Source organism: Paenibacillus sp. FSL R7-0331, assembly GCF_000758645.1.
Classification (GTDB): domain Bacteria; phylum Bacillota; class Bacilli; order Paenibacillales; family Paenibacillaceae; genus Paenibacillus_AQ; species Paenibacillus_AQ camerounensis.
In genome coordinates this window covers 1,888,780-1,901,565 of record NZ_CP009284.1, presented here as the reverse complement: position 1 = coordinate 1,901,565, position 12,786 = coordinate 1,888,780, and the positions used below count along the sequence as shown (strand labels likewise).

7 protein-coding genes are annotated in these 12,786 nt (G+C 52.0%); 2 read left to right on the top strand and 5 right to left on the bottom strand.

Translation table 11 applies throughout. The features are described from left to right. Nucleotides 1-11 precede the first annotated feature (11 nt). A complete protein-coding gene (locus R70331_RS07855; protein ID WP_042174310.1) occupies nucleotides 12-1,070 on the bottom strand; it encodes a glycoside hydrolase family 88 protein in 1,059 nt (352 codons plus the stop codon). 149 nt (nucleotides 1,071-1,219) lie between these two features. On the opposite strand from R70331_RS07855, the gene R70331_RS07850 reads away from it, so the two are divergent. Then, nucleotides 1,220-2,083: an AraC family transcriptional regulator gene (locus R70331_RS07850; protein WP_042174308.1), complete on the top strand. Its 864-nt coding sequence runs from the start codon at nucleotides 1,220-1,222 to the stop codon at nucleotides 2,081-2,083. A 106-nt stretch (nucleotides 2,084-2,189) separates the two neighbouring features. Here the strand turns inward: R70331_RS07850 and R70331_RS07845 are convergent, their stop codons facing one another. Further along, nucleotides 2,190-3,275, bottom strand: a complete 1,086-nt coding sequence (locus R70331_RS07845; protein WP_052418974.1) for an HD-GYP domain-containing protein — start codon at nucleotides 3,273-3,275, stop codon at nucleotides 2,190-2,192. Between the two features lie 542 nt (nucleotides 3,276-3,817). Here R70331_RS07845 and R70331_RS07840 point away from each other — a divergent pair. Next, a complete protein-coding gene (locus R70331_RS07840; RefSeq protein WP_081947534.1) occupies nucleotides 3,818-7,366 on the top strand; it encodes a M14 family metallopeptidase in 3,549 nt (1,182 codons plus the stop codon). 136 nt (nucleotides 7,367-7,502) lie between these two features. Here the strand turns inward: R70331_RS07840 and R70331_RS07835 are convergent, their stop codons facing one another. Genes R70331_RS07835 through R70331_RS07825 form a run of 3 tightly spaced genes read right to left on the bottom strand, consistent with a single transcriptional unit; the run spans nucleotide 7,503 to nucleotide 12,742 of the window. Further along, on the bottom strand, nucleotides 7,503-8,459 hold the full coding sequence (locus R70331_RS07835; protein ID WP_042174306.1) for a glycoside hydrolase family 43 protein: 957 nt from the start codon (nucleotides 8,457-8,459) through the stop codon (nucleotides 7,503-7,505). 55 nt (nucleotides 8,460-8,514) lie between these two features. Further along, nucleotides 8,515-10,329: a glycoside hydrolase family 43 protein gene (locus R70331_RS07830; RefSeq protein ID WP_042174304.1), complete on the bottom strand. Its 1,815-nt coding sequence runs from the start codon at nucleotides 10,327-10,329 to the stop codon at nucleotides 8,515-8,517. Between the two features lie 28 nt (nucleotides 10,330-10,357). After that, on the bottom strand, nucleotides 10,358-12,742 hold the full coding sequence (locus R70331_RS07825; RefSeq protein WP_042174302.1) for an alpha-L-arabinofuranosidase C-terminal domain-containing protein: 2,385 nt from the start codon (nucleotides 12,740-12,742) through the stop codon (nucleotides 10,358-10,360). Between the last annotated feature and the right edge of the window lie 44 nt (nucleotides 12,743-12,786).

Genomic DNA, 12,786 nt, shown 5'->3' with positions numbered 1-12,786 from the left:
TTCCATTAGCATTAGCAGTGATGAACCAGCGCTTCACTGAAGAGCATCAGCGCAATGCCGGTGTTATACTGTCTCGGCGCGTAAGGCACCTGCAGATAGCCCGCCTTATCCTGACAGTCTGTACCGCCGGACGCGTGCAGCACCGTTCCATCCTCCGCCAGATGATCAGCCAGTATATTCCGCGTAATCTGCCGGCCCCATTCCCTGAAACGCTCATCAAGCAGGCCGAGTCTGAAGCCTTTGAGTGCAGCATAGGCGAACAATGCGGAGGCACTGACCTCCATGTAGGCTTCTTCCTCATCCAGCAGTGTCCGCAGCATCCCATCCTCCATACGGAGCTCATACGCTTGTTCCATATGCCGCTTGAACTGCTCCCCGAACCGTGCGGTATCATACGGCTGCCCCTGCAGCAGCTCCAGCAGCTCTACTACACTTACTGCAGCCCAGCCGTTGCCGCGGCCCCAATGCTCCCCAAGCCGGACGTTCTGCAGGCAGTGATAGCCGTGGGAATATAGGCCGCTCTCCGGTTCAAGCTGGCAGCCGGCATGAATATCGAACTGGCGCAGCGCCTCGGTAATACAAGCCTCATTGTCTTCAGTAACACCGAACCGCAGCATGAACAACCCTGACATGAATAGCGTGTCAATCCATAGCTGGTTCCTATAATCCTCTAATCCGCCTGCCCCCGGCCCCCATACATGGGCAAAGCCGCCGTTAATTGTCCGCAGGGCTCCGTGCACGCACCAGTCAGCGACCTCCCGGCAGCTATCCAGGTATCGCTTATCGCCCGTCTCCCTGTATACGCTAAGCAGCGCATTGGCAGGCGCAACCCAGTTCACCGAGCCGTGCCGCAGCTTCTCTGCATTGTCCTCACACCATTTTTGTAAAAAGTTCAAATACCGCTTCTGCCCTGTCTCCTCATAGGTCTTAATGACCCCGTACAGCGCTACCCCCTGCACCCATTCCCACATATCCAGATTGTCATGCTCTTCCCCGCCATGTAGCTTATTCCAGAGCTTATCCAATCCATTCACAAGCTCTTCCTTACATATAATCCCATTAGTCCTCATATCATCCTCCCGTATCGGTTGCTTGCGAGTCGTAACCAGACTAACACAATAAAAGTGGGATTACTCCGCATTAAAGCGCATAATACTCCTATATTCCATTTATTTTGCTATAATAATAAAATCACCCGCTATAGCGAAAGGAGTTCCGTATGTCCGCTCCGGTCTATCCTGATATCCTGCGTTCCGGTACCGATCTGGACCCCTTCAAGCTTGAATTTGACCGGCGTACCGGCCCTTATTCAATGAACAGCAACCATTACCATTACCAGTATGAGATCTTCTATCTGTTCCAGGGTGAACGGAATTATTTCGTAAAAGACACCGCCTACCATATCCGGCCCGGCGATCTCGTATTGGTTGAATCCAACGCTCTGCACAAAACCTCCGAGTCCGGCAAGCCGAATCACGAACGGATTGTCGTCTATTATTCACCCGGCTTTTTTGATTCGCTGCGGCCGGCTGAGAAGGAGCTGCTGCTCGCCCCCTTTACCCAGCATACACCGGTAATCCGGCTGAATCTTCAGGAGCAGATGCAGGTGGAGCAGCTGTTATATTCCATGCTGGATGAGATGGATGAGCAGGCACCCGGCTATACACTCAAGCTGCAGAATCTGACGGCTGAGCTGCTGCTCTATATTGCCAGAACCGTCTGGAAGCGCGGCGCCCAGCCGGAAGCTCTGACTTCACCCGCACAACGCAAGGTGACAGAGATTGTCCGACATATCAACCAGCATTACGGGGAGACGCTCCAGCTTGACGGTATCGCGGAAGCCTTCTATATCAGCAAAAGCCATCTGAGCCGTATTTTCAAAAAAATCACCGGCTTCGGTTACACCGAATACGTAAATCTTATCCGGGTGCGGGAAGCGGAGCGGCTGCTAAGGGACACTGATTGGAGCATTACACTAGTGTCGGAGGACTGCGGCTTTGACAGCCTCACCCATTTCGGCAAGGTGTTCAAGCAAATTTCGGGCTTACCGCCCCGTGAGTACCGTAAGCTGCACCGTACCTGACAGCGCTATACCCGCATGAAATAACTCCGAAAGCTTATAATCAAAAAGCAGCCTCTCTTAAGAGAAGCTGCTTCCTTTCCCTTATTCAATTTGTTCCTTACTCCGTTTAACCGATAACATCCCTGATATGTAAGTGGCTGGTTTTGCTTAAATCAATGAACTCATTCTGCGTTAACGCAATGAGCGGTCTTGTCGGATAATTCGCATTAGTCAGCACAATCCGGCCCATTCTCCCGTCTGACAATGAGACTTCACAGCCGACCTGGCTTGCGAGCAGCGAATCCAGAAACGTCATACCTATAATAGAATCAAAACGCTTATGTATAATACCTTCATGTATACTGCTGATAACCTCAAAAAAAGAAACCGCAGGCCTGTGCGGCCTGTCCGAAATCATCGCCATGTAGATGTCTGCCAGAGTGACGATTTTGCTCAGCCGGTCAATCTGCTCCCCTTTGATCCCGTGAGGATAACCGCTGCCGTCCTCGCGTTCATGATGCTGAAGGGCGACCAGCGCGATCCGGGGATCAACATCGGAATTCGCCAGCAGCTCATACCCGAGTACAGTATGCTGCTTCATTATTTCGAACTCATGCTTGTCCAGCCTGCCCGGCTTCGTGATTAGCGAGGACGGCAGCCGGACTAAGCCGATATCATAGACACAGGCTGCAATCGCCAGCAGCTCCATTTCTTCATCGTCCAGGCCCAGCCGCTTGCCTAGCGAGGTGGCAATGACCGCAACGCCTATGCTTTGCTTGTAACGGTAATCCTCCTGCTCCTTAAGCTCCGAGAAAACCTGAAACAGATTAAACCGCTTAGCAGTGTCTTTAATGAAAGGCAGAATTTTTTCCTCTACATCGTCAATGGGAACAATGCCGTTAGCCCGCACCAGCCTGTCAATCTCCTCCAGATGCTTTTCGGTCACTTTGGCCTTCTGCCGTGATTCAATGCTGGAGGGGCGGAGTCCGGTTTGTCCTTGTGCGGCTTGTCCTTGTGCAGCTTTTTCTTCTTCCTCTACTGCATCTTCCACAGCCTCCTCCACAACTCTAAGCTTGATCCGAAAATTCGCCAGCTTGTCGATGTGGTTCTGCAGCAATACCGTATCCTTCGCGATTAATAAGATTCCGTCCATGCTGTAAATATTGCTGCTCAGCTTTTTTCCTATAAAAATATCATATGCCTCTAACGACATCTACGGGATCACCCCGCCTTCCTTCACTTGATTACGCAGTCCTGCCGGATTAAGAGGATCATACATCCGATAGATAGTATTCTAAGGCTTGTCAGAGAAGGTTCATAGCCTAAAATGGCGTTATTTCCAGAAAATGAATCCTTAGTAATGAGCTCACGCAACCGGAGTACACCGGATAAGCGTTAAGGACTATGTCAGCGGTCCATTTCCTGGGACATTCGGTGGATTGCATCAGCAGGAACGAATAGACTTCACACAATATAATTTTTAAGCGTTATCATTTGTGAAATATAATTTTTTGGCTTAAATCTATTAAAAAGCTTCCGATTTTAATTAAAATACTATATTATAGTATTCCATATGTATAATAAATATTTTTCATGTATATTAATTCGTTACACGCAATGTGAATATTACATATTCATGGGAGATTTGCCGTGCGAAACAACAGGAGGGATGCATAAATCTGCATAGGCAGAAGCCATCTGCCATTCCGGCAGCAATCTATCAGCTAAGCTATCATATAAGACACTGGGAGGTACATGATGACTAAGAAATTCTTATCCTTATTAATCGCTTTAACCCTTACATTATCCGGAATCATTCCGTCAGCCTATGCCGGAGCCGTTGTCACTGAGGTACAGCCTCAGGTTCAGTCCGCAACGGTATCTGAGGAAGTCTATCAGACAGCCCAGGCTGCTGCACAAGCCACCGTATCGGAAGAAGTCTATCAGGCTTCGATGACCGATGCCAGAACTATGCCGGTTACACTGACCCTTCCTGAGGGAGTAACAGCAGAACAGCTTACCTGGACATTCGGCAGAACTGCGGAAGAAACGAAGCCGCTGGCTGAATGGAAGAAATGGAACAACGCTTCGAACGTTAGAGCTTATACGGGAGATCCTTTTGTAAAAGTATCCTATGAGCCTGTTGCAGCTTCTACGGTAACCGCTCTGGTATACTTCGATATGCCATTCGGCGTCAACCTGGCCGTCAGCGGTATCCGGGCTGAATATGTAAAGCTCGCAGGAGTATACAACCTGACTGCAAAGACGCCTGCCGGGGATGTACTGGCAGAGCAGAAAGTAGATTTGAACCCGTATGATACCTATCATACATATGATGAAATCAAGCCGGCGATTGATAAAATCACCGCTGACAGCAATAACAAATACGGCCGTTATGTGGAGTACCAGCAGATCGGAACGTCCACACAGGGACGGGCCATCCACTTCTCCATCATCGCCAAGGACAAAGCGTCCGTAGACCAATATTTGAACGAAACGCTGCCGCTGATGAACAATAATCCTGCCCAGCTGCAGGAGATGATCAAGAACGGCCAGCTTCAGGATTATAAAGTGCCGATCTGGCTGAACAACATCCATGCGGATGAGGCCAACGGTGTTGACGTTATTATCAAGTTCCTGGAAACCCTGATGACAGAGAAGATCGTTAACTATGATACAACGGATGCCGGCGGCAACGTTGTTCCAGTGACACTGGATATCGATAAAGCGCTGGACAATGTGATTTTCCTGCTCGATTATGTAGAGAATCCGGATGGCCGTGCGCTGAACACACGTGCGACTTCGACCCTGCTTGACCCGAACCGCGACAACTCTTACCAGACACAACCTGAGACTCAGGCTGTTACGGCACAGATCGCCAAATGGACACCGCTGAGCTTCCTGGATATGCACGGCTTCGTGAGCGGCTTCCTGATTGAGCCTTGTACGCCTCCGCATGACCCGAATATCGAATACGATCTGGTCATGGACAGCATGCTTGAACAGGCGAACGCCATGGGTAATGCCGGAGTTGCCAACACGAAATATGATGCGTACCACATTCCTTATCTGGAAGCTGAGAAGCTGAAAAATGATCCAAACTATGCCGATCCTTACGGCAATGCCACCGGCTGGGATGATGCATCCCCGGCTTACACCGCTGTCTATGCGATGCACCAGGGTGCACTCGGCCATACGATCGAGGTGCCTGAGCTGAATGAAGATTCCCTGGATGCCTTCTATTATGCAACACTGGCAGCTACCAATTATGTGCAGGACAACAAAGAAGAACTGTTCCTGAACCAGCTTGAAATCTTCAAACGCGGTATCAACAATGAAGACCACAAAGAGGTTGATCCCTATCTGGTAAATGCCGACTATGAGTCCATTGGCCGTGAGCGCGCTACGGAAGATTCGAACTTCTTCCCTGAATACTACGTGCTTCCAATTGCGAAAAGTCTGCAGAAAAATGCTCTGGAAACCTACAAAATGGTGCAGTACCTGCTCCGCAACGGCGTAAAGGTTGAGCAGACTGCTGAACAAGTCACTGTGGACGGGGTAACTTACCCTGCCGGAACCTATGTGGTCAATATGCATCAGGCCAAACGCGGCTATGCCAACCTGGTATTGTACGACGGACTGGATGTATCCGACTTCGATGCTATGTATTCCGATACGGTACAGAACTTTGCGGACATGCGCGGATTTAACCGTTACATCAGCCGCAGTGCCGGTGCTTTTACCGGTAAAACAACGCAAGTAAGCAGCATTATTATTCCAACAACTGACCTGAGCCAATATGCGTTCTCGCAAAATTATGTTATCCGCAACAGCAGCAACGATGCGGTCAAGGCCGTCAACGAATTGCTTGCCAACAAAAAAGCGGTAACCCTGCTTGATAACGGCGGAACAGGCTATGAAAAAGGCAGCTTCCTGGTCTCCAGATCCAATCTGAGAACTGTAGCCTCAAAATACCTGCTTGACGTTGTTCCATTCAACGAATCTGGCGATAAGACAGGCAAGCTGCTGAAGCCGGCGAATGTAGCAATTGCCGGAGCACCTTCATTCATCCTGGCTGATCTTGGATTCAAGGTAACTACCGACACTGTTGCTGCAGACGTGCTGGTTAACTCCGGTACTAACCTGATTGCCAGCGGTAAGCCGTTTATCGGCTACGGCCGTACCATCCTTAGCAGCATTAAATCCTTGAACGTTCTGCCGGGCCTGAATTATTCCAATCCGGTGAACCAGTCGAACAGAACCGCTGCCCATGAAGGCCTGTTCAAAGCAACAATCTCGCAGGACAGCCTGATTACTGCTCCTTATGAAGAAAGTGAATACCTGTACACAGTGTCTGCTGCGTATATCACTTCCGTTCCGGAAGGCGCTGAAATTCTGGCGAAATACGGAACCGGGGATGACTTCTTCAAAGCCGGCTGGTGGCCGAACAGCGATGCTGCCAAAGATCAGGTACTGGCTCTCGATTACCAGACGGACAGCATTCATGTAACTCTGTTCGCTAACGATCTGCTTAACAAGTATCACCCGCAGAACCAGTTCAGATTACTGGCTAATGCAATCTACGCTTCGTCTCCGGCAGCTACCGAAGCTGACGGCATGGACCCTGGCGTACTGGAATCTGAGCCGGTTAATCCGGGTACAGGTGCACCAATCGCAACTGCAACTCCGGCACCGACTGCAACTCCGGCACCAACTGCAACACCGCAGCCGACAGCTACACCAGCTCCGGCAGGCAGCTTCACAGATCTGGGTAAGGTTACCTGGGCAGCCTCTGCTATCGAAGAGCTAAGCGCTAAAGGCATCATCAACGGCGTAGGCAACGGCAGCTTCGCACCGCTCAAGGAAGTTACCCGTGCCGAATTCATCGCCATGATCGTACGTGCGTTTGCTCTGCCGCTGGAGAATGCTTCCGCAGACTTCAGTGATGTAGCAGCTTCCAGCTGGGCTTACAGCTATGTTGCTGCCGGTGTCAGCAATGGCCTGGTGAATGGTGTAGGCAACGGCAAGTTCGAGCCTAACCGCTCTATCACCCGTGAAGAAATGGCGATTATCGCCGCTAACGCTCTGACGAAGTTTAAAGGCAAATCGGTTGCCAATGCCGATACTGCCCTTGCAGGCTTCAAGGACAAAGCAAGCATTGCTTCCTATGGTAAAGACGCTGTAGCGCTGCTTACCCAGGAAGGTATCGTTCAAGGCATGACCGCCGACACCTTTGCGCCAAAAGGCATTGCTAACCGTGCTCAGGCTGCCGTCATCATCAGCAACATCATCAATCTGCAATAATTTCTAACTAACAAACAGGGATGCCCCCCGCCGTAACGGCTGAGGGGCATCCCTGTTTTGGTTATAGATTTTGCTTAGTGCATTCTATTTAGTTCGATTTTTGTTATCTAATTCAATCTGGCTAACCGTCCGTTTACTAGATTTCCAGTTCTTTTCCGTCCGGGACCGGCAGGCCGAATACCGGCAGACCCTGTTCATCCCATTCTACCGGCTGGACACGGGCATGGCGGTTAGGGTCAAACAGGGGATCTCCTGTGATCTCCTTATAGCTTCTGGCATGATAGACGATCAGCTCCCGCGATCCGTCCGGCGATACAGTAAAGCTGTTATGCCCCGGTCCGTACTGGCTGGTCTCCTCGCTTGAAGTAAAGACAGGAACCGGGGATTTGATCCATGATCCGCTGTCCAGCAGATCGCTGCTGTCTGCTGCCGTGAGCATGCCCATACAGTAATTATGGTTAGTCGCGCTGGCAGAGTAAGTCAGGAAGATTCTGCCGTTCTTTTTCAGGATAGCCGCCCCTTCATTTACGCGGTAGCCGATAATTTCCCAGTCATATTCAGGCCGGGTCAGCACCGTCTGTTCCCCTTCCAGCGTCCACGGGTTGGACATCCTCGAGATGAACAGGCTGGAATTTCCCTGAACCGAAGGGTCCTCCTGGGCCCATACCAGATATTGTGCTCCGGCATGCTCAAAGGTTGTAGCGTCCAGCGAGAAGGTATCCCAGGCAGTGTAGATCCGCCCCTTCTCTTCCCAGCTGCCCTCAAGCGGATTGTCCGCCCCGTTCTCCAGCACATATAGGCGCTGTGCAAAAGGCGCATCATCGCTGCCTGCGGAGAAATACACATACCATTTGCCGCCGATGAAATGAATTTCCGGTGCCCACACATAACCGCTCATAATGCCGGTAATATGCTTGGTCCATATTACAACCGGCTCACTGCCGGCAAGCCCTCCGAGTGTCTGTGCTCTGCGCAGCTCAATCCGGTCATACTCGGGTACTGAAGCGGTAAAATAATAATAGCCGTCACTGTGCCGGTAAATGCAGGGATCTGCACGCTGAAGGACTAAGGGATTGGTAAGGGTTTCTTTCATAATATAGCAGCCTCCTGGTTTCTCTGTCTTTATAGCTGTTCTTTACATGCTGCTTCTACAGCTTCACCGGCAGCATCAGCCCGTCTTCGCCAAAGCTTAAGAGATCAATGCAGGTTTCACGGTGAATGCCTTTATAATCATCGAACCGGGTAAGCGGTGTAACGAACCGGTGATAAGCAATCCAGTACTTTCCGCTATCCGGGTCATTCATTATGGAATGATGTGCAGTACCGAGCATATCCTTGTCTTTATTTTTGCTGAGAACGGTATACAGGAAGGTGACCGGCCCGTACAGCTGCTCCGCCGTTCCATAGTTCACATGATAGTCCTCGCTGCCGGTATCATCGCAGGACCAGGTGAAGTGATACAGCCCGTCCCGCTTAAGCACGGTTACGGCCTCACGGAAGTCATGCAGCCCTTCCAGATTGCGCATCGTATCTTCAACGACTGAGACCATATCTGCGCCAAGCTCTACAATTGCTGCGTGGCTGTTACCAAACAGCATATACACCTTGCCATCCTCTTCGACATAGATGGACGGGTCGATCGCCTGTCCCATTACCAGCCCGAGCCGGCTGATCTGCTCAAGTGTAATCAGCGGCTCCGGCTGCGCAGTGAACGGGCCTACAGGCGTATCGGCAACGGCCACGCCGATGGCGCTGTCTCCATCCGGCTTTTTACCGCAGAAATAATAGTAGTAGCGGCCGTCCTTAGTGGCGATGCACGGAGCCCAGGCGCTGCTGACTGCCCAAGGCACATCATCGGTCGCAAGATCGAGAATAACGCCCTCGTCCTTCCACAGCTGGAGATCATCCGACGAGAAGACATGGAACTGTGTTCCCGACCAGCCGGTGAAGCCGTCTGTTGTCGGATACAGATAATAACGGTCTCCGAATTTAGCCAGATCCGGGTCAGCGAACTGTCCGGGCAGCACCTGGTGGCCGTCTCCGAATGCCTGCAGCAGCAGGCCGGATTCCTCAAAGGTAACCGGCAGCACGCCGCCATGGCGCTTTTTGCTGCGGCCAAGGTCAAACTCGCCGTCTTCAAGCACCCGGAACGCTCCGCTGCCAAGGTCTGAGGTCAGGAGCGGCAGATACCCTTTGCCTTCGGCATAACGGTCCACAATCAGGCACCACTCTTCACGGCCGTTCAGCTTAAAGATCTCCGGGCCTTCTACACCCATGATGGCTTCCAGAACAGGAGCATCTACATAGCTGAAGGCATCCTTATCCAGAGAAGCGCCTTCCTCTACCCGGATATTCTTGGTTGTCTCATCCTTGGAATAGCGGTAATACTTGCCGCCCGCCTCAATAATTGTAGTATCTATGATGTGATTCTCACGCTCAATGTATTTCTCCGCCGGACTGAAGGAACGGAAATCCTTGGTGCGGGCACTGTAGATTTTGTGCTTACGTCCGCTTTCATGTGCTTCCTGTGTAGCAGAAGCCCAGAATACCAGAAATTCGTCTGCCGCTTCGTCATAAATAGCCTCCGGCGCCCACACACAGCCGGCACCTTCCACGCCGACGGTAACCGGCCAAGGCTCTGACCAGTTCACCAGGTCAGCTGATTCCCAGACGATAATATCGCGGCTTCCGCCCTCAACTGCCTTGCCCCAGCCCTTGCCGCTGGCAATACGGAGATCGGTCGCAATCAGATAGAACTTGCCTTCCTTGGGCGAACGGACGATAAAGGGATCTCTCGCTCCCTTTTCTCCAAGCTCCGAGCGCAGAACCGGCCGGCCCCCGTTCAGGTCTTTCCAGTGCAGGCCGTTCTCGCTGTATGAGAAGTAAACCTGTTCACCGTCCGGCTGCTCCCCGATAAAATGAACTAAAAGATAGCCGGTGTATGTTAATTTGGATTGGGACAAGATAAGCCCTCCTTACAGGAATGTTGGATTATTTAGACTTAATTCTGAATACAGTAACGGAATGTCCCGGGAATTCATAAGCAAAGCTGCTGCCTTCAAAAGCGATCGTCCCGCTCGACGGGCTGACCTTCAGCGGCTCATCAAAGCTGTTCTCGGCATCCAGACTGACTCCGGACAGCTCATGAATCTCAGCAAGGTATGAAGCGGCTGCCAGCTCCTGCAGCTCTACCGTCACCGGAAGCGGAGTATCAAGGACATTTACCGCCTTAACGATCACATCACCGGTGATATCCTCCACACTTGCCGTATAATACAGCGGCTGGATGTCCGGCTGGCGGTCTTCCGCCGAGTTGATCACAGCACCGTCAATCGAGGCTGTAATCTGCCGGCCGCTGACATGCAGCTCCAGCTCATAATCGGTATCCTTCTCCACCGTGAACAGGCTCTGGGTCAGGCAGGAGCCCCGGCCGTCAGTTACCGCACTCAGCGTGCTGTCCTGATTCTGCCAGCCGCCCAGCTCCCAGTTGAGCCTGTTCTTAGTATCCTGCATGCCGTAGAAGATCAGGAAGGCGCGGACGCCGCCGGTTTTGCGGGCAGTCAGTCTGAGCGTGTAGTCGCTCCAGTCCGTTTCTCCCAGTGTGAACGAGCGCAGCTCCTCCTCTTTGCTTACTGTTCCTTCTGTATCATTGAGCTCCACCGGTGCTTCTATCACCTTTTGCTCGCCTGTCAGATTGTTGGTCAGCGTAATATTGCTGTACGTTACAGCCGATTTCTCGGCAGCCAGGACAATACTTCCCTTCACCGGCTCTTGAACAGGCTCCGGCTTCTCCGGCAGATTCTCGGCATCAATCTGCAGCAGCCGGTCTCCCTGATGGTTCATGAACAGCTTCTGGACATAGTAATTCGGTGTGCCGAATACCTCATGATTATTGAACCAGATCATATCCGGCTTCCAGTTAACATAGTCGACATTGCACAGCATCGGGGCATAACAGGCGAGACCGATGGCATGGGCATTGCGCTCCAGCCGGGTCATAAAGGCGGCTTCCACCAGGGCATTATAGTAGGTATTGCCCCAGGATGCATATTCACCCAGGAACACCTTAGGCTCATCAGCCTTGAAGCTGTCGTACCGGTCCATATTGGCCAGGAACCACTCCGGGGACTGGTAGTAATGCTCGTCAACAAGATCAGAGCCGTGTTCTCTGGCCGAGGCCCAGCCCCGCTCATACTCGCCGCCGGCAGCGAACGGGCCGCTGCTGTTAATTACTTGCATATCCGGGTACTGCTCTTTGATCGCCTTATGGAAATACGGATACCGCTCAAAGAACGGCTCGCCGACCTCCTCGTTGCCGATCGCAATATATTCCAGCCCGAACGGCTCGGGATGGCCAAGGGAGCTGCGGATTGCGCCCCACTCTGTGGAGGCATCACCAATGGCGAATTCAATAACGTCCAGGGCATCCTGAATCCACGGCCCCAGCTCGTCCAGCGGAACGATGCGCTTGTGGTGCGGGTCATAGCCGCCCGGCAATACGGGAATGGCCTTGGCACCGATGTCTTCGCAGAACTGGAAGTACTCATAGTAGCCGAGGCCCAGTGTCTGATTATACTGCCAGTTGTTACGTCTTGCCGGACGGGCAGCCAGCTCTCCGATTGTATTCTTCCAGCGGTACATTGAATTCCGGTCATCCGGATTCAGCGAGCCGTCATGAACAAGGCAGCCGCCGGGAAATCTCATGAATTTCGGCTTCATATCCGCCAGCAGGACCGCAATGTCCTCACGCAGTCCGTTGCGGCGTCCAAGATAGGTCTTCTCAGGGAACAGGGACACCAGATCAAGCTCCAGCCTGCCCTGTCCGCCGGTGAGAATAACCAGTCTGCAAGCGTTATCAGTGCAGCCTGAGGTCAGTACCGTTTCGTATTTCCGCCAGTCAGCAGAATCCACAGCAAGCTCAGCCGATGCGCATGCCGCGCCGTTCCGGTCCTCAATGAGGACACGTACAGGCACATTGAAGCTGTCCGTACGCCGGGCATAGATGGAGAACAGGTAATTCTCGCCTTCTTTTACCGGAATACCCGTGTTAAACCCGGCATTGGACAGGCCGACACCGTCTCCCGGCTCAGTAATTTCAATAACTGCATAATGCGGGTTTTTGGAGTGGTACGGCGATTCACTCTCTACCGTCAGCTCTGCACGCCCGCCGCCGCGCTCCACCTTGTCCCAGGCAGTCAACGCATGGTAGCCGGGATGGTCGATCGGGTCGAATTCGAACGAGCGGTTCTGGACCAGCTCAGCATACAATCCCCCGTCGGCTGCATGATTAAGGTCCTCAAAGAAAATACCGAACATATCGCCCAGCGCTGCTCCAGTCTTTTGCGTGTACACCTTCAGCTTGGTCTGGTTATTCATTGATCCTGTTCCTCTCTTATAAAGCCTTTATTTAGTTAATATAT